Source organism: Shimia sp., from assembly GCF_965227725.1.
In the GTDB taxonomy this organism is placed as follows: Bacteria; Pseudomonadota; Alphaproteobacteria; order Rhodobacterales; family Rhodobacteraceae; genus Shimia.
The window spans coordinates 624,576-643,209 of the sequence record NZ_CBDDGH010000005.1 but is presented as its reverse complement, the minus strand read 5'-3'; the positions used below and the strand labels follow the sequence as shown (position 1 = coordinate 643,209).

The following is an 18,634-nucleotide window of genomic DNA, read 5'->3' as shown; positions in this document are numbered from 1 at the left end:
CGGGCCTTTTTGTTTGGGCAGACAACCAACAAAGCAGACCGCGCCCAATCGGCACCGCCAAAGATCGTGAGCCCTCAAAATCCAGATACGACACTTTCTGTCGCAATCCGACATGCCGGGGCGTTTGCGTTGTTCGCTTGATGAAACCAACAACAAGAGGGAGATCGCCATGGAGACCACCACCCGCGTGGCCGTTATTGGGGGCGGCGTTGTTGGCTGCTCGGTATTGTACCATCTGACCAAGCTTGGCTGGTCAGACGTCATGCTTCTGGAGCGCAATGAGCTGACCTCTGGTTCGACATGGCACGCTGCCGGCGGCTTTCACACCTTGAACGGCGACACCAATATGGCGGCCCTTCAGGGCTACACAATCAACCTCTACAAGGAGCTTGAAGAGCTCACCGGCATGTCCTGCGGCCTGCACCACGTCGGAGGCGTGACGCTGGCGGACAATCAGGACCGGTTTGACATGCTGTTGGCCGAACGGGCCAAGCATCGTTTCATGGGGCTGGACACCGAAATCCTCACACCAGAAGAAATTCAGAAGTTCGCCCCTGCCACCAATATCGAGGGCATCCTCGGCGCGCTCTATGATCCGCTGGACGGGCACCTTGACCCCTCCGGCACCACCCATGCCTACGCCAAAGCCGCGCGTCTTGGTGGCGCAACGATCCAGACCCACACCAAGGTTCTGGCCACCAAACAACGCACTGATGGCACCTGGGATGTGATCACCGACAAAGGCACGATCCATGCGGAGCATGTGGTCAATGCGGCGGGCCTCTGGGCGCGCGAAGTTGGGGCCATGGCCGGTGTCTATTTCCCGCTGCATCCGATGGAGCATCAATACATCGTCACCGAAGATGTGCCTTTGATTGTCGAAATGATGCAGGACGGCAAAGAGCACCCGCATGTGATGGACCCCGCTGGAGAGAGCTACTTCCGTCAGGAAGGCCGCGGCCTCTGCATCGGCTTTTATGAGCAACCCTGCCGCCCCTGGGCGGTCGATGGCACGCCTTGGGATTTTGGTCATGAGCTGCTGCCGGATGATTTTGACAAGATCGAAGACAGCATTGCCTTTGCTTATAACCGCTTCCCTGCTCTGCAGACGGCGGGTGTGAAATCGGTCATCCACGGCCCCTTCACTTTTGCCCCGGACGGCAACCCGCTTGTCGGACCCGTACCTGGCATGCGCAACTACTGGTCCGCATGTGCCGTAATGGCCGGTTTCAGCCAGGGCGGCGGCGTTGGCCTGATGCTGGCGCAATGGATGGTCGAAGGAGAATGTGAGCGCGACACATTCGCCATGGATTGCGCGCGGTTTGGCGATTGGATCACACCGGGCTACACGCGCCCGAAAGTCATCGAAAACTACCAGACCCGCTTCTCGGTCTCCTATCCAAACGAAGAACTGCCCGCCGCGCGCCCGTTCCGGCAGACCCCGATGTATGACGTGTTTGACAAAAAGGGTGCCGTCTGGGGGCAGCAGTTTGGCCTTGAGGTGGTGAACTACTTCGCAGAAGGAGATGAGCCGCGCTATGAAACCCCGTCTTTCCGCCGCTCGAACGCCTTTGACGCCACCGCGCGCGAGGTCAAAGCCGTGCGCGAAGCTGTGGGCATCAACGAAGTCCACAACTTCGGAAAATACATGGTCACCGGCCCAAATGCCCGCAAATGGCTCAACAAGATCATGGCGGGCCGCATTCCAGAGCCGGGCCGCCTGAGCCTGACCCCAATGCTGTCCCACAAAGGCCGCTTGATCGGCGACTTCACCGTATCCTGCCTGTCAGAAGACGCCTTCCAGCTGACCGCTTCTTACGGCGCGCAGGCCTATCACATGCGGTGGTTTGAGCAGAATGAGGCCGAAGGCGTTCTGGTCAAGAATGTCTCCGACCGCCTTACAGGCTTCCAGATTGCTGGCCCCAAGGCCCGCGAGGTCCTGCAGGCCTGCACCCGCAGCGATATCTCAGACATGACCTTCATGGATGTGCGGCCGCTGACCATCGGCATGGCGGACTGCATTGTCCAGCGGGTCAGCTACACCGGCGATCTGGGTTTTGAGATCTACTGCGATCCGATGGCACAACGCGCCCTCTGGAACACACTTTGGGAAGCCGGAGAGCCGCTTGGCATGCGCCCCTTTGGCATGCGCGCAATGATGTCTCTGCGGCTCGACAAATTCTTCGGCTCCTGGCTTTCGGAATATTCCCCTGATTACACCGCCGCAGAAACCGGATTGGACCGCTTCATCTCCTTCAAGAAAGAAGGCGCTTTCATCGGTCGTGAAGCCGCGGAAGCGCAGAAAGCCGAAGGTGCAACCCGCAAACTGTGCTGCTTTGAGGTAGAGGCAGAGGACGCCGATGTTCACGCTTATGAGCCGATCTGGCTTGATGGTGAGGTGGTTGGCTTCTGCACATCCGGCGGCTACTCACACCACGCGCAGAAATCCATCGCCATCGGGTTTGTTCCCACCAAACAGGTCACCGATGATCTGGAGGTCGAGATCGAAATCCTCGGAAAAATGCGCCCAGCGAAGATCATGACCACCCCGCCATTTGATGCAGACGGCACGCGCATGCGGGGCTAGTATCGCCTTAGAAAACAGAGGCGCCGCAACACCTGCGGCGCCCAAAGAGAGTGCTTGTTCAAGAAAATGATTTCGATACTGATACTTGCAGCAGGATCTTCAACCCGCATGCGCGGCGGAGACAAATCGCTGGAGGAGGTAGAAGGCGCCCCGCTGCTGCGCACTCTGGCTCTACGGGCCATGAAGACCGGTGCAGAGGTTCTGGTTGCCTTGCCCACTGACAGACCACAGCGCTGCGACGCTTTGGACGGTCTGGACGTCGGCATCGTTGAAGTTTCAGATGCACGTGAAGGCATGGCCCACTCTCTGCGCGGCGGCATTGAGGCATTGCCGGAACATACCAGCGCCGTGATGATCTTACCTGCGGATATGCCAGAGCTCACGTCAGAGGATTTTCAAACACTCACTGCCGCGCATCAAGACGAGCCAGAGGCCATTCTGCGGGGGGCAACCAGCACTAACAAACCCGGCCATCCGGTACTCTTTCCCAGGCGCTTCTTTGAAGATCTGCGCAAACTGTCAGGCGATGTCGGCGCGCGCGATATTCTTAAGGCCAACCATGATGTGGTGAAACTGATCCCCTTGCCCGGCGATCATGCCCTCATTGATCTGGACACACCGGAGCAATGGGAAAACTGGCGCGCGGCTCAGGATCAAACCCAAGCCGCGCCCTGGTCTTAGAGAAGAGATCTTAGAACAGCACTCTTAGAACAGGAAGTGGTCGCTGCTCAGATCATTGAGCTGCACATCTTCCAAAGTGATATTGTGGCTACCCAGCGAGATCACCACATCAGCCCCGCTCTGCTTGGCGTGATTTGACATCAGATCGGAGAAGCTCTTGATCTCTGTGACCTCAGAGAAGTCCAGAACATCCGCGTCGCCATCCACGTCAAAATCGGTCACCACATCGCTGCCAAAGCCATTGTGGAAGACAAACACATCCACGCCCATGCCACCGGTCATCCGGTCATTGCCCGCATCGCCGCGCAAGGTGTCATCACCACCACCGCCAATCAGCGTATCGTTGCCTGCCGCGCCACGGATATAGTTGTCACCCGCATCACCGGTCAGATGGTCGGAGGCTTCTTGCGATCCCACCAGCCCTTCGATGCTGACATAGGTGTCAGAACTGGAGTTTTCGCCGGTCTGCAGGTTGGCAGTCACGCCAGTCGCATGGCCCCAATAGCTGGCGGTGTCAAAGCCTTCACCGCCGTCAAACACATCCTTGCCGTCATCGTCGCGCAGATAGTCATCGCCCGCGCCACCTTCGAGCCGGTCATTGCCCTCGCCGCCATAAAGCCGGTCTGTGCCTTCACCGCCGATCAGCGTGTCATGCCCGTCATAGCCATGCAGCGAGTCATTGCCGCCAGCTCCGTCCAAACGGTTTGCCACCTCATTGCCGTAGAAACGGTCGTCCGCAATATTGGAGCCCAGCAGGTGCTCAATGCTGTCATAGGTGTCACCACTGGTGTTCTTGCCGGTGGTCAGGCTCGCCGCCACACCGTATTTGTGACCCCAGTAAGACACGGTGTCCTGTCCGGCACCGCCCTCAAAGACATCCCGGCCGTTCTCATCACGCAGATAGTCATCGCCATCGCCACCTCTCAGCGTGTCGTCCCCGGCGCGCCCATAGAGGCGGTCATCCCCGAAAGCGCCGTAGAGCAGATTGTCACCACGGCTGCCCACCAGCGTGTCATTGGCTTCATTGGATCCGTAGAGATTTTCGATGCTGTCATAAGTATCCGAGCTGTTGTTCTTACCGGTGTGCAGATCAACATAAACGCCGTAGTGGTGCCCCCAGTAAGAGGCCGTGTCATTGCCAGCGCCACCGACGAACTCATCCCGACCGTTTTCATCGCGCAGGTAGTCATCGCCATCCCCGCCGATCAGCCGGTCATCGCCGCTGCCGCCATAAAGCCGGTCCGCACCATCGCGCCCTTCCAAACGGTCGTCGTTGCGCCCCCCAATAACGGTGTCATCGCCGGTGCCGCCCACCAGGAAATCATCCCCGTCGCGCCCGTTGATATAGTCGTCCCCGCCGCTGCCATCAAAGCCATCTTCGCCGTCACCACCTTCCAGCACTTCTGCGGAATTGGTGCCGAAGATAACATCTTCATGCACGATGGTGATTTCAATCACCTCATAGGGATTGAGCGTCGCCGTCAGATTGGAAACATCGCTGCCAAGCGCCTGCTGCGAGACATCGGTGATCGTGCCCGTGATATCGGTTTCCGTTGCGAAATAGAAATCATTCAGGCTGGTTGCACGCGACACACCGGGGCGCAACAGAATGTCCTGTGGCTGCGGCAGGTAGGTTTTGACGTCGCCGTCAACAGTCTTGATCAGACTGTCATCCCAGGCATCTCCCAGAACATCGCGCAGCGCATTCAGCTCAGCCTGATCAATGGTCCGCCGCGGGTTGCGCGACGCCAGATCGCCATATTCATCATAAGCCGCATTGTCGCTCAAACCATCCGAGGTTGCCGCGTCAAAACCGATCAGCCGCCCGCTCCAGCTTTCAGCCATACCCGCAAGATCAGACAGATCGAGCGTAAAGTCCTGGCCAAAATTTTCGCTGTGGGAGGTCACATAGACAACCGTCCGGTAACCGTTGGTAAAGGCATTCACCTCCAACTGCGTCGGATCAAAGCCCCCCAGGCTGACGGCATACATCGCACCGTTCTCTGGGTGCAGGCTCTCGGTCATCAATTTCAGCGCGACACCCGCAGGGGTCAGTTCAACCGGACCAGCGTCATTGTTGCCGCCCGCAATCGCGGAGGCAGTGTTGTGGCGGATGGTCCAGAAATCCGCCCCATCGACACCCAGCTCCACCATGCTGTGGAATTGCTCCACAATCGCGCCAGCCGCGCGCAGGCCGAGATAGGACCAATGGCCGATTTCGACGTTCCATTCCGTAAGCTGCAGATCAAGGTCCTGAGGGATCAGCCCTTCCCAGGTTGCCAGACGCAGATCGAGGTTCTTCAGCTCCGAACGGCTTGCGGCCGGGCTGAGGTCATAACCGTCCACCTCATCATCAAAGTAGTAATGGGCAATCACCCCGTCGACGGCACCAGAGGCACTGTCTGTCTGAAAGCCGTTGGTGATATCGCGGTCCGCATCCAACTGCTCGATGAGCTCAAGGTTGCCCTTCACGATGCGTTTTTCAAAGCCGCTCAGGCTGCGATAGTAGTCTTCGCCAGATTGCGAGTCAGACCAATCCGCCGGCCGCACGTCGCGGTCCCAATGCTGCATGGCCGCAATCGCATCTTCATCCGAAATGCTCCCAAAGCTGCCACCTTTGTAGTTGGAGCCATCCCCGACGACATTGGAGCTCTGCACCCAGATATCAGGCTGATAGCCATTGATCGAAGCTCCGCTCAGGCCACGTGCAATGTCATGAGCGTATTCGCCGTATTCACGCTCATCAATGTGCTGCCAGAATTCATTGCCGATTTCATACCCGACAATCAGCTCCGCCTTGTCGCCCATGTACTGCAGCATCAAGTTGGCCCAATCGCGCACATCCTGCTGATTGGCGTTCTCAGGTGACAGCGCGGGCACCACCAAAGTGGTCCGGTTTCCGGTCTCCATCACCCAGTCGAGATAATTCCGTAGATCTTCGCGCAGCTGGTCCGTGCCGCTTTCAGAGCGGTCCAGCTCGATAATGTTCTCGCTCGCAGCGCGGCCACCGGGATAGCGCAGCCTTGTGGAGCCCAGAACATCAATGGCATCAGAAAACTCGTCTGTGGGGACGCCATTGACCTCATTGGTTGTGCCAAGGAGGTTGGCTCCAAACATGTCCGCGCGCACTTCGACTGGCGCACTACTGCGATCCACAGTAATGGTGATAGGCATCAAACTGTCCTCAGACTGAGTATTAGTGCGCGGCGCGTCCTGCGACCTGCTGTGCGGCCATGCGTCCGCCTAAGGGCATAGCGTCCTGGCTATGCGGCTTGCTCTTGGCAAAGCTGTACTGCTTGAGAAACATGACTGTGTCCCCACGATAAGGCCTTCCCAGGCCGTTACAAATCCCACCTCTATTGGTAGGACTTTCCACTTAACGAAGCCAAAACATTGAATTTTCAAGTTCTCTCAAATTTGCAGAGAACTAAAAACTTGACAGGTTTTCGACGTAAGTCACTGTAAATAATATGATTTTCAAAGTGCAACAATTCGCCAGAGAATTGCATCCTATTGTCAAAATTTTAAGAAGATGCTGATCGCCCAATTCTTGCCACATTCTAAACACGCGAGCGACTCACTGCCTCAACCTGGCTGACACAATCGATCTGACTGCCACAAAAACACCCCATTAGGGCGAGTCGCAGATTCGGTTCACGAGAGTTTTTAGTAGGGGAAATGGCGCACCCAGAAGGATTCGAACCTTCGACCTTCGCCTTCGGAGGGCGACACTCTATCCAGCTGAGCTATGGGTGCTTCCAAAACGGGGTATAGCCAGTGTGGCTACGCCCCGCAATCGCAAAATGCTTGCTTACGCAAAGAGTTCGTGGGCGAGTTCCAGCGCGTCCACCAACACATCCACCTCTTCTGTGGTGTTATAAAGGCCAAAGCTGGCACGGCAGGTGGCCGACACGCCCAGATGATCCATCAGCGGCCCGGCACAGTGGTGCCCTGCCCGCACAGCCACACCTTTCTTGTCCAGAATGGTGGAGATGTCATGCGCGTGCGCCGCGCCGTCCAGCGTAAAGCTGAAGATCGCCGCCTTATCCGCCGTTGTGCCCTGCACCTGCAGCCAATTCAGCCCGGAGAGCTTCTGCACTGCATAATCCCGCAGCGAGGCCTCATGTGCTGCGATGTTCTCCGTGCCGAGATCCATCATATACTCCAGCGCCACGCCCAGACCGATGGTCTGCACAATGCCCGGTGTACCTGCTTCAAACTTCATTGGCGGATCATTGTAGATGACAGCCTCTTTGCTGACTTCCTTGATCATGTCGCCGCCCCCGATAAAGGGGCGCATCTCCGCCATGCGTTCTGCCTTGCAGTAGATCGCGCCAGAGCCGGACGGGCCATAAAGCTTGTGCCCGGTGATCGCATAGAAATCGCAGTCGATGTCCTGCACGTCCACAGGTGTGTGTACCGAGCCCTGAGAGCCATCCACCAGCACCGGAACGCCTTTTTCATGGGCTGCTGCGGTGATGGTTTTCACATCCACCATGGTGCCAAGAACGTTGGAACACTGCGTGATGGCGACCAGCTTGGTCTTGGGGCCGATCGCGTCAATCACCGCCTGCGGGTCCAGCGCGCCGGTTGCGTCCACATCCACCCATTTGATCACCACACCCTGTCGCTCGCGCAAGAAATGCCACGGTACGATATTGGCGTGGTGCTCCATCACCGACAGGACGATCTCGTCGCCCGTTTCCATACGCGGCATGGCCCAGCCATAGGCCACCATATTGATGCCTTCGGTGGTGCCGGAGTTCAGGACAATCTCATCCTCGCTCTTGGCGTTCAGGAACTTGGCAATGATGCCCCGCACAGCCTCATATTTGTCGGTCGCCAGATTGGAGAGATAATGCAGACCGCGGTGCACATTGGCGTATTCATCGGCATAGGCCTGCGTGACCGCATCAATCACCACCTTGGGCTTTTGCGCGGAGGCCCCATTGTCCAGATACACCAGCGGCTTTCCATTCACCTCACGGCTGAGGATCGGAAAATCAGCGCGGATTTTATTGACGTCATACATGTTAGGACATCCCAATTGCGGTTGCGGCGGTCAGTGACAGCAGCATGGTCATTCCGAGCACAAGGCCCAATGAGGTAAAAAGCAGCAGCACAAAGGTTTTGCCGAGGCTGCCAATGCCATGGATCACATTGACGAAATGCAACACGATCCAGATCGAATAAAGCCCCACGCCAAGCGACAGCAGCAACGCGAAGTTTGGCAGCAAAACCATGAGGATAAGAACAAACAGTTGAACCACGAAACGCATATACTGCAGCCAGCCCATGGCCAGCAGCAGATCGTCAAACCGCCCGCGTCCGCCAATCGCACGACCGCCCCAGAAGAAGGCAAAGATCAGCACAATCAGACCGCCACCCATGGCAAAAGCATAGAGGAACGGCGCATTCAGCAAAGGTGTGGCAAACTCTTCCGGCGCGGGGAAAATGGCCAGCGTCAGGAAATGAGCAAACACGTTCAGCAGGATGCCCAGAAACAGGATCATCCAGCCAATTTGGCGGGCCACAGGGCGGCTCATGATTGCCAGGGCCGCTTCCGCAGGGTCACGGATCGTGAGCCAGAACAAAGCGCTCAATTGGTCTTTCATGCGTCTACCCTGCCCGCCTCAATCAATCCGGAAAACCAGATCCACAGAAACACCGCAAACCACAAGCCCCCCACGATGGTCAAGGCGGTGCCCTCACCGATGAAGCCCTCCACAAGCCCCACCAAAAGATAGAGCGGGCCGGTGGCGATCATCGCCCAGAACAGCGACATACGCGCACCAAAGGCACTTTGCTTGCGCCCAACGGTGCGCAGGATCAGATGTGTCACATATGCCAGAACATAGGCACAGAGCGGCAAAATGAACAAAAGCGCAAAAAGGCTGCCCCCCAGAAGCGGGTTCAGCTCGATCTGCTCAAAATGAGCTTGTCGCGCAAGCGCAGGCCAGCGCGATACAAAAATGACCGCGCAAGCGGCCATGAGGATCGCGAAAGCGCGATCCTCTCGTTCTCCCATTGCAAGCAATCTGCGCACCACAGGGCGTGGTGCGCGATAGCTCGCAACAATGTCTTGCGTGATTGACATCAGTGGTGACGACGCTCCAGCCAGCCTTGCAGACGCTCAATCAGCGCCTCACGCAGCTCTTCGCTTTCGACCTCATCCACCGCTTCGGCCACAAAGGACATCACCAACAGATCGGTGGCAATGTCTTTGGGCACGCCGCGCGCGCGCAGATAGAAAAGCGCATCTTCGTCGATCGCACCGGAGGTGGAGCCGTGTGAACAGGCCACATCATCCGCGTAGATCTCAAGCTCTGGCTTAGCGAGGAACTGACTGTCTTCATCCAGCAGAAGTGACTGGCTGATCTGATAGCCATCGGTCTTCTGTGCGCCTGCTTTCACGAGGATCTTGCCCTGGAAGGTGCCAACCGCGCCATTGCGCAGCACCTTCTTGAACACCTGACGGCTTTCACAGTTCAGCGCATCATGGGTCACAAACACCGTGTCATCATGGTGGAAGTCACCATCGCCAAGGCAGGCACCTGCCACATGAGCCACCGCATCATCCCCGGTCAGCTCAAGCACCGCTTCGTTGCGGGTCAGACGGCCATTCACAGTCAGCGTGAAAGATTTGAACACGCTTTCAGTGCCCAGACGCCCAAACAGATGTGTCACCGCACGGCGCTCGTGATCACGGCCCTGCGCCCGCACATGGTGGAACGCCGCCCCATCCGCAACATCCACTTCCATGGATTTGTTGAAACGCGCCGCTGCCGGGCCGTTTTCAAGGATGGTCACTTCCGCACCGGCGTCCAGTTTTACAACATGGTGCAGGATCGCGTCAGAAGTGGTTTCCTTGTGGCGGTAGATCAGGTTCACAGGCTTGCTCACCTTGCCGGTCACATGGATCACCACACCGTCGGTGGCAAAGGCCGTGTTCATGGCCGCCATCGGGCGCTCAACCGGATCCTGCCCCTTGGCTTCCAGATGCCCATAAAGGTCTTTGGCCCAGTGAATGTCCTTGCTGGCCACATCCGCCAGACGCTCGATGCTCAGGCCTTCACCGGCCAGTTCATCGGAGGCATCCGCGTCAAACACACCGTCCACAAAGACCACTTTGATGCGGTCAAAATTGTCAAACAGCGGTGCTTCACCGGTTTCAAACACAGCCGCCTCGGGCGCCTCTGCTTGGGTCAGCGTGTCAGGGCGGGTGAACTTCCAGTATTCGTCGCGACGATCCGGCAGGCCCATCTCCTTGAGACGGCTCAGCGCCGCCTCACGTGCCTCAGTGGCCCACTGGCCACCGGCTGGCAGGCTCAGCCCGTCCAGCCGCGCCGCCGTTGCCTCTTGTTTCTTTGCCAAAGCGGCCATTATGCCACCTCCGCCAGAATGTCGGCATAGCCGTTCTTTTCTACTTCCAGCGCCAGCTCTGGGCCACCGGTCTTCACGATGCGGCCGTTTGCCATGATGTGCACAACGTCCGGTTTGATGTGGTCCAGCAGACGCTGGTAGTGGGTGATCACAAGGAAACCACGGCCTTCATCACGCAGCGCGTTCACACCCTCAGACACCAGCTTCATCGCGTCCACATCCAGACCGGAGTCGGTCTCATCAAGGATGCACATCTTTGGCGCAAGCATCGCCATCTGCAGGATCTCGTTACGCTTCTTCTCACCACCGGAGAAGCCCACGTTCACCGGACGCTTGAGCATATCCGCATCGATCTTCAGAGTCTTGGCTTTGGCACGCACCTCTTTGAGGAAGTCCGCCGCAGAGAGCTCTTCTTCGCCACGCGCCTTGCGCTGTGCATTCACCGCGGTGCGCAGGAAGGTCATGTTGCCAACACCGGGGATCTCCACCGGATACTGGAACGCAAGGAACAGGCCAGCCGCCGCGCGCTCTTCCGCTTCCATCTCCAGCAGGTCTTCGCCCTCAAGGGTCGCTTCGCCGTCGGTGACTTCATAGCCGTCTTTGCCGGACAAAACATAGGACAGGGTGGATTTGCCGGAGCCGTTCGGGCCCATGATCGCATGCACCTTGCCCGCTTCCACTTTCAGATCCACACCTTTCAGGATCTGCTTGTCTTCTTCTTCCAGTTTGACCTTCAGGCCTTTGATTTCCAACATTTTCTATTCCTCAGAATTTCTTCGAGCGCGCGCGCCCGGTCATAACTTTTGGGGAGAAGGCGCCGCTTTTGTGCCGCCGCGCCCTCATACAGGCCGTATCAGCCCACAGAGCCTTCCAACGAGATCGCCACAAGCTGCTGCGCTTCCATGGCGAATTCCATCGGCAGCGCCTGAAGCACTTCCTTGGCAAAGCCGTTCACGATCAGCGCCACGGCCTCTTCCTCGTCCATGCCCCGCTGGCGGCAGTAGAACATCTGTTCATCATCCACCTTGGAGGTTGTCGCCTCATGCTCCACACGGGAAGAGTTGTTCTTCACCTCGATGTAAGGCACCGTGTGCGCCCCGCATTTGTCGCCGATCAGCAGGCTGTCACATTGCGTGTAGTTCCGGCTGTTCTTGGCTTTCGGGTGCATGGAGACAAGACCGCGATAGGTGTTCTGCGCCACACCTGCGCTGATGCCTTTGGAGACAATGCGCGATTTGGTGTTTTTGCCCAGATGGATCATCTTGGTGCCGGTGTCGGCCTGCTGGTGGTTGTTGGTGATCGCAATCGAGTAGAACTCGCCCTGACTGTCATCGCCACGCAGAATGCAGGACGGGTATTTCCAGGTCACAGCAGAGCCGGTTTCCACCTGTGTCCACATCACTTTGGAACGATCGCCACGGCAATCCGCGCGCTTGGTCACAAAGTTGTAGATACCGCCTTTGCCGTTCTCATCCCCGGGATACCAGTTCTGAACGGTGGAGTATTTCACCTCAGCGTCTTCTTCGATGATGATTTCCACCACGGCGGCGTGCAGCTGGCTGGTGTCTCGCTGTGGCGCGGTACAGCCCTCCAGATAAGACACGTAAGAGCCTTTGTCCGCGATGATCAGCGTGCGCTCAAACTGGCCGGTGTTTTCCGCGTTGATCCGGAAATAGGTGGACAGCTCCATCGGGCAGCGCACACCGGGCGGCACATAAACAAACGAGCCGTCAGAGAACACCGCGCTGTTGAGCGTCGCATAGAAGTTGTCGCTCACAGGCACCACGGAGCCGAGGTATTTCTTCACCAGCTCAGGATGCTCGCGGATCGCCTCGGAAATCGAGCAGAAGATCACACCCGCTTCTTTCAGTTCTTTCTGGAAGGTTGTGCCCACGGAAACAGAGTCAAACACCGCATCCACAGCCACCTTGCGGCCTTCTGCAGGGGCGTTATCAGCGCCTTCAACGCCCGCCAAAATCATCTGTTCTTTCAGAGGGATACCGAGCTTTTCGTAAGTGGCCAACAGCTTGGGATCCACCTCATCCAGAGACTTCGGCTTCTCTTCCATGCTTTTGGGGCGCGCATAGTAGTACTGATCCTGAAAATCCACCTCAGGATAGTCCAGCATCGCCCAATCGGGTTCTTCCTTGGTCAGCCAGCGCTGATACGCCTCAAGCCGCCATTCGGTCATCCACTCAGGCTCTTCGTTCTTCTCGGAAATCAGGCGAACGATGTCAGGGGTCAGCCCTTTTGGGGCGTATTCCATTTCGATCTCGGTTTCCCAACCGTATTTGTATTTGCCGCCCACTTCGCGCACGGCATCTACGGTTTCCTGATCGACGCCTTCTTTTACTTGCGTCTGGTCGATTGCCGCCATCTGCTACTCCTATGTGTTCGCTGCCCTGCCGTGTTCTTATGCAGAACGGGCAAGGTGTTTCCTCTGGACGGAGAGCCAAGCATCGGCAAACCCCATCACATCGTTCTCTGTTGTTACGGGCCCCAAGCTGACCCGGATTGCACTCGCGGCTGTGGGTTCATCAAACCCCATTGCGGTCAGCACCTTGCTCGCCCGGACTTTGCCCGACGAACAGGCTGAACCGGCAGACACCGCAAAGCCTGCCAAATCCATCTGCATGACCTGCGTCTCTCCCTTCCAGCCGGGGGTCGCAATGCAGCTTGTGTTGGGCAGACGTTTTGCACCCTGCCCCACAAAGATGGTGTCAGAGGTCTCGCTCGCAAGACGTGCCTCCAACATATCGCGCAGCTCGGCCACGTGGTCCCAAACGCCGTTGGCCAGATCACGTGCCGCGGCGCTCGCTGCGGCGGCAAAGCCCGCTGCGCCAATGATGTTTTCGGTGCCCGCACGACGGCCCATTTCCTGACCACCGCCCAAAAGCTGCGCAGGCACATCGGTGCCGCGTTTCACCACCAGCGCGCCAATGCCTTTGGGGCCGCCTAGTTTATGGGCCGAAATCAGCGCCATCTGCGCGCCGCTCCAGTTAAACGCCAGCGGCAGCTTGCCAAAGGCCTGCGTCATATCGCTGACCGCCAGCCCTTCGGGCAGATCCTGCACAATGCCGGTTTCCGAATTGGCCAGCTGCACGCAGCTTTGGCTCGGGTCAGTGATCACTACGCGTCCGTCGCCATCCACAGGCAAGGTGCCAGAGGTCCAGGCCGCTACAGCATCATGTTCCACATCCGCACCCAGCAACGCGCGCCCACGCAGCGCCAAAGCCGCCGCCTCGGTGGCGCTGGAGGTGAAAATCACATCCGCCCCGTCCGCGCCAAAGGCTGTCGCGATCTCTGCCCGCGCCCGCTCCAGAAGGCTCTTGGCCGCGCGCCCTTCGGCGTGAACGGAGGATGGGTTGCCCACCACATCCATCGCCGCGATCATCGCGTCCTTGGCCTCCTGCCGGATCGGCGTGGTGGCATTATGATCCAGATAGGCGCGCATCAGGCTTCTTCATCCACAACCGCAAACAAGGTTGGGACCGCCGGACATGGCGCAAGATCGTTCTGAACGATGTCAGACAGGCGAGTCTGATGCAGGAACACATAGACATGTGCCGACAGGCCTTCCCAAAGGCGGTTGGCCATCGACTGTGCCCGCGATCCGCTGGAGCCACCGCTCGCTCCGGCACCGGTGTGCAGTGCCGACACGGTTTCATCCACCGCCGCCAGAATATCCGCTGTCCGAATCTCAGACGCGCTGCGTGCCAAACGATACCCGCCACCCGGGCCACGTACAGATTCAACCAGCCCGGCCCGGCGCAGCTTTACAAACAGCTGCTCCAGATACGGCAGCGAAATGTCCTGACGCTTCGCAATCTCATTGAGGCTCACGAGGTTCTCTGGCGGCCGCAATGCAATATCCGCCAACGCAACCACCGCATAGCGTCCTTTTGTCGACAGTTTCATGACAGACCCCTTCGAACTGATTGACCTCGGCCACTTCTGAGCTTAAGTCGCTAGAACCTGCACGGCGCACAAGCGCCACACGATTTAGAAGCGTTCTAAGGTGATAGAGGGATTTCGTCAAGAATTCCCGGGCACCTTTCTGAGGGAGATTGACGACAAACATGCCTGAGGTGATTTTTCCAGGACCAGAAGGCCGCCTCGAAGGCCGCTACCACCCGCAGAAAGAAAAAGACGCCCCCATCGCCATCGTATTGCATCCGCATCCGCAATTTGGCGGCACGATGAACAACAAGGTCGTCTACAATCTGCACTACGCATTCTACAACATGGGGTTCACCGTTCTGCGGTTTAACTTCCGTGGTGTTGGCCGGTCTCAGGGCGAATACGACCAGGGCGTGGGTGAGCTGTCTGATGCGGCCTCCGCACTCGACTATCTGCAGTCGATGAACAACAATTCCAAGCACTGCTGGGTTGCTGGCTTCTCCTTTGGTGCCTGGATCGGCATGCAGCTTCTGATGCGCCGTCCGGAAATCACCGGCTTCATCTCCGTGGCCCCGCCCGCCAACATGTATGATTTCTCCTTCCTCGCGCCCTGCCCGAGCTCTGGTCTGATCATCAACGGCAAGAACGACCGTGTGGCGCCTCCGGCAGAAACCCATACGCTTGTGAACAAGCTTCACGAGCAAAAGGGCATCACCATCACGCACACCGAAATCGACGGTGCCGGCCACTTCTTTGAAACCGATGAGTATATGGATCAACTCACCGGCAATGTGACCGACTACGTGAAGCGCCGCCTGACGGAAAGCACCCGCTGATGAGCTCTTCGCTGGAGACGCTGGCGGCCAAACTTGCCGAAGACACTCTCAAAGCCCAGAAAGAGCTGGGTGATGAGCGCCTCTTTGTGGAAGTTGGAAATATGCTGGCGGCGTCTTCGCAGTCTCTTGAAGAGGCCTTTCTGACCGAGATCCGCGTGCGCATGTCGGAAGAGAAAGCGCGCGCCTTTCTGGTGAACAAAGTCAAAGCCGCCCGCGCGGCCAAAGCAGCAGCGGAAACAAAGCCCACATGAGCGATCGTCTCAGCCAGCAAATTGCCTTTCTGACTGAGGCGGACAAACTCAAATCTGTATATCGGGCCACCAAGGTGCTCGATGGCCACCGCAAAGAAGACAGCGGCAGCCACAGCTGGCACATCGCGCTTTATGCGATGATCCTGGCTGAACACGCCAATCGTGACATCAACATCGACCGCGTCATCCGCATGCTGCTGATCCACGATCTTGTGGAAATCGATGTGGGTGACAGCCCCATCCATGGCGATCATGACATTGCCGCGATGGAGGCCGCCGAAAGCGCCGCCGCAGATCGCATCTTCGGTCTTTTGCCTGCCGATCAAGCCAATGAATTCCGTGCCTTATGGGATGAATTTGAAGCCGCCGAAAGTGATGACGCGGTCTTTGCCAAAAGCATTGATCGAGTTCAACCGGTGATTGGCAATCTGGAAACCGACGGCGGCACGTGGCCTGAATACAACGTCACACGCCAGCAGCTTGAAGACCGCGTCGGCTGGAAAGTGGCCAAAGGCGCGCCCGCGATTTGGGATCATCTCAAGGCCCGCATTGCCGCGTGGTTTGACGGACGCGCCTAAAGCGCAGCTCACCAGCATTGCGGCCAGCCATAGCCCCAGCGCCAGGACAGCCCTGAGCACGGCCACCCGCCAAGGCGCACGGCCTCATACATCCGCTGACTGACAAAAGTGATGATCGCCGCCACTTCCTCAGCATCGCGCCCGTATTGCGCCGCCAAGGCCGCACTGTCGCGTTGCCCGACGTCTTGCACACAGCTGCGCAGCGCCTCATCCGCCTGCAGGCGCGCCCAGTAACCGGCCTCCGGCGCAGCATCATCGCCGCCCAGATGATACGCCCGATCATGGGTCACACAGCAGACATGCCACGGCGCCTGCGTTTCAAAGACCTCATAAAACCAGGGCGATTGCTCTGCCAGCGCCTCCCAAGCAGCGGACATGCCCCCCGAACACCCATCTGTGGTGAAGGGCTGCAATGCATCTGGATCGCTGTCCCGCACCAATTCCAATCGGCTGTGCCGCCAGATTTCCACCTTGGCCGGAAAGGAAAACCGCGCCGCATCGCGCTCATCCGCGAAACTCATGTGCCCCGGCACAAATGCAGCCGCGAGGCACAGGCTCAGCCGTTTAAGCATCCTCATCGCCCTGCTCCGGCAGATCCAGCCCAATGCGCCCGGCCATACCAAGGATCGCCCGCTCAATGCCGCTCAGCGTCTTGCGCTCGGCCAGCACCTGCCGCGCCAAGGCAGGCTCATCCGTGATCAAACCGTCCACACCCAGCGACAGCATGCCAGACATCGACAGCGCATCATTGACCGTCCAGACATAGACGGGCTTGCCCACCGCCTGCGCGGATTTCACCAGATCAAGCGACACGGTCGCGCTGTTCACCGCCAGAAAATCCGCATCCAGCTTCCACATATTGCCAAGCGCGGCCGAGGCCAGCAGTCCCACAGACCATTCCGGGCGCAGCCCATGCATCTTTTGCACCGCATCATATTTCAGCGACATCAACTGCACCTGCTCCACCATGCCGGTCTCTTCGACAATATCGACCACACGCTGCTCCAGCTGTTGATCATGGCCGTAGTACTTCAGCTCAATGATCACCCCGGCCTTGTCTTTGGCCGCCAAAAGAACATCGCGCAACAGCGGCACGCGCTCTGTCGCAAAAGCCGGATCATACCAGCTGCCGATGTCGATCTCCTCCAGATCCGCCAGTGTCGCGTCCCAGATCTTAATGGGATTGCCCGCAAGCTTCATGAAATCGCTGTCATGCATCACCACTACCGCGCCATCGACGGTTTCCTGCACGTCGATCTCGATCCAGTCAGCCTGATCCTCAATCGCCTTCATCACTGAAGCCATGGTATTTTCCGGGCGCGCACCCGCTGCGCCGCGATGGGCAATCACCGCCACCGGCCGTGTCTGATCAACGCGCGCCAGCTCCAGCACACCCGCACCGCCAAGACCCGCAGACCCGGCGGCCACAGCGACCACCGCGATCAACAGCCCGCGCGGCGCAAGCGCTTGGCGCTCTGCCTTGCTGTCAGGCCACTCGGCGGCATCCAAAAAGGTCACCGCCAGTGCTCCGGTGGTCCAGGACGTCAGGAGCAAATTCAAAAGTGACCAGCAAGCAACTGAAACCAATAAGAAAGCCGCAGTTGCACGCAGGTTCTCAGACAGCATATGCAGCCCCGCTTGCAGCCCAAACGCCACAAGGCCAAGCACCAGCGCACTCACCAGCGCGCCAATCAGCGCCCATGCAATGATCTGAACCGCAAACGCCATGCGCTTGCCGGTCATCATCCCTTTGCTCTCTCTGATCGCGTCTGCTGGCGCCATGCTCTCAAACAGCACCAACGGCAGCGACAGCACCCAGCCCAAACTGCGCCACAGCATCACCCCTGCCATGACAGCCAGCGTCGCGGCGATCACCAAAACGGCACGCTGAAACTCCGGCGGGCGCGTGCTGAGGTAATAGTTGATGTCATAGGCGCTCAGCCAATACCAAAACGCCAGCCCTGCCACCGCGAGAAAAGGCACGGCAAGCGCCAGCAGCCTCAGCGCAATCTGCACCGCCAGCCCCAGCACCGCAGGCAAGCGCGGCATCACCAGATCGATGCCATCCCAAAGCCCGTGTGATTTGCCCACCCGGTCTCTGAGCGCCACCGCCATCATGAACGACAGGTTCAGCGTCAGCAGCACAAGCACCATGCCAATCAACAAAAGACCGGCCACAAACCCCACCGGAGAAAGCAGGAAATACGCGATATCAAAATCCGCGAGCGCCGGTTTGCCGGAGAGCTTCAAGGCCAGAAAAATCGCACCTGCCATCATCGGCGTGAACACAGCTGCCAACAGCAGATTGAAAACCAGATGGGATTTCACAAAAGGCACCCGCAAGCGCCAGGAGTCGCCATAATGTCTTAAGACTTCTGTTGTCATATGCGGCTCAGGCTCCCAATGGCGTTAATCAAT

The 18,634-nt window shown here is 58.2% G+C and carries 16 protein-coding genes and 1 tRNA gene; 5 read left to right on the top strand and 12 right to left on the bottom strand.

All coding sequences use genetic code 11. From position 1 onward, the window contains the following. The first annotated feature begins 169 nt into the window (after positions 1 to 169). On the top strand, positions 170 to 2,587 hold the full coding sequence (locus ACO07T_RS13370; protein WP_422049823.1) for a GcvT family protein: 2,418 nt from the start codon (positions 170 to 172) through the stop codon (positions 2,585 to 2,587). A gap of 66 nt (positions 2,588 to 2,653) precedes the next feature. After that, positions 2,654 to 3,268 carry a nucleotidyltransferase family protein gene (locus tag ACO07T_RS13365; protein ID WP_422050507.1) on the top strand — a complete coding sequence of 205 codons (615 nt, stop codon included), beginning with the start codon at positions 2,654 to 2,656 and terminating at the stop codon, positions 3,266 to 3,268. 24 nt (positions 3,269 to 3,292) lie between these two features. On the opposite strand, the gene ACO07T_RS13360 is transcribed toward ACO07T_RS13365, so the two are convergent. From ACO07T_RS13360 to ACO07T_RS13315, 10 genes are all read right to left on the bottom strand, one after another. Next, positions 3,293 to 6,442: a calcium-binding protein gene (locus ACO07T_RS13360; protein ID WP_422049822.1), complete on the bottom strand. Its 3,150-nt coding sequence runs from the start codon at positions 6,440 to 6,442 to the stop codon at positions 3,293 to 3,295. Positions 6,443 to 6,947: 505 nt separating this feature from the next. After that, positions 6,948 to 7,024, bottom strand: a tRNA-Arg gene (locus tag ACO07T_RS13355). Between the two features lie 55 nt (positions 7,025 to 7,079). Next, a complete protein-coding gene (locus ACO07T_RS13350; protein WP_422049821.1) occupies positions 7,080 to 8,300 on the bottom strand; it encodes a cysteine desulfurase in 1,221 nt (406 codons plus the stop codon). Between the two features lies 1 nt (position 8,301). Then, entirely contained in the window at positions 8,302 to 8,883 is a 582-nt protein-coding gene (locus ACO07T_RS13345) for a YIP1 family protein (protein WP_209062889.1), read from the bottom strand. Further along, on the bottom strand, positions 8,880 to 9,365 hold the full coding sequence (locus tag ACO07T_RS13340) for a YIP1 family protein (RefSeq protein WP_422049820.1): 486 nt from the start codon (positions 9,363 to 9,365) through the stop codon (positions 8,880 to 8,882). The genes ACO07T_RS13345 and ACO07T_RS13340 overlap by 4 nt, the downstream gene beginning before the upstream one ends. Further along, positions 9,365 to 10,651: a Fe-S cluster assembly protein SufD gene (gene sufD, locus ACO07T_RS13335; RefSeq protein WP_422049819.1), complete on the bottom strand. Its 1,287-nt coding sequence runs from the start codon at positions 10,649 to 10,651 to the stop codon at positions 9,365 to 9,367. The genes ACO07T_RS13340 and sufD overlap by 1 nt, the downstream gene beginning before the upstream one ends. After that, positions 10,651 to 11,406, bottom strand: a complete 756-nt coding sequence (sufC, locus tag ACO07T_RS13330; RefSeq protein WP_209062892.1) for a Fe-S cluster assembly ATPase SufC — start codon at positions 11,404 to 11,406, stop codon at positions 10,651 to 10,653. The genes sufD and sufC overlap by 1 nt, the downstream gene beginning before the upstream one ends. Positions 11,407 to 11,504: 98 nt before the next feature. Next, a complete protein-coding gene (sufB, locus tag ACO07T_RS13325) occupies positions 11,505 to 13,028 on the bottom strand; it encodes a Fe-S cluster assembly protein SufB (protein WP_422049818.1) in 1,524 nt (507 codons plus the stop codon). 36 nt (positions 13,029 to 13,064) lie between these two features. After that, entirely contained in the window at positions 13,065 to 14,108 is a 1,044-nt protein-coding gene (locus ACO07T_RS13320; RefSeq protein ID WP_422050506.1) for a cysteine desulfurase family protein, read from the bottom strand. Further along, on the bottom strand, positions 14,105 to 14,569 hold the full coding sequence (locus ACO07T_RS13315; RefSeq protein WP_422049817.1) for an Rrf2 family transcriptional regulator: 465 nt from the start codon (positions 14,567 to 14,569) through the stop codon (positions 14,105 to 14,107). The genes ACO07T_RS13320 and ACO07T_RS13315 overlap by 4 nt, the downstream gene beginning before the upstream one ends. A 161-nt stretch (positions 14,570 to 14,730) precedes the next feature. On the opposite strand from ACO07T_RS13315, the gene ACO07T_RS13310 reads away from it, so the two are divergent. Genes ACO07T_RS13310 through ACO07T_RS13300 form a run of 3 tightly spaced genes read left to right on the top strand, consistent with a single transcriptional unit; the run spans position 14,731 to position 16,216 of the window. After that, positions 14,731 to 15,387, top strand: coding sequence for an alpha/beta hydrolase (locus tag ACO07T_RS13310; protein WP_209062898.1), 657 nt, complete (start codon positions 14,731 to 14,733; stop codon positions 15,385 to 15,387). Beyond that, entirely contained in the window at positions 15,387 to 15,638 is a 252-nt protein-coding gene (locus tag ACO07T_RS13305) for a hypothetical protein (RefSeq protein WP_209062900.1), read from the top strand. The genes ACO07T_RS13310 and ACO07T_RS13305 overlap by 1 nt, the downstream gene beginning before the upstream one ends. Further along, on the top strand, positions 15,635 to 16,216 hold the full coding sequence (locus ACO07T_RS13300; RefSeq protein ID WP_422049816.1) for an HD domain-containing protein: 582 nt from the start codon (positions 15,635 to 15,637) through the stop codon (positions 16,214 to 16,216). The genes ACO07T_RS13305 and ACO07T_RS13300 overlap by 4 nt, the downstream gene beginning before the upstream one ends. Before the next feature lie 8 nt (positions 16,217 to 16,224). Here ACO07T_RS13300 and ACO07T_RS13295 read toward each other — a convergent pair whose 3' ends face one another. Together ACO07T_RS13295 and ACO07T_RS13290 are read right to left on the bottom strand one after the other, a co-directional pair. Continuing rightward, positions 16,225 to 16,794 (bottom strand): hypothetical protein, encoded by a 570-nt coding sequence (locus ACO07T_RS13295; RefSeq protein ID WP_422049815.1) that lies wholly within the window; start codon positions 16,792 to 16,794, stop codon positions 16,225 to 16,227. Beyond that, positions 16,781 to 18,601 (bottom strand): glycerophosphodiester phosphodiesterase family protein, encoded by a 1,821-nt coding sequence (locus tag ACO07T_RS13290; RefSeq protein ID WP_422049814.1) that lies wholly within the window; start codon positions 18,599 to 18,601, stop codon positions 16,781 to 16,783. The genes ACO07T_RS13295 and ACO07T_RS13290 overlap by 14 nt, the downstream gene beginning before the upstream one ends. Positions 18,602 to 18,634: the final 33 nt, after the last annotated feature.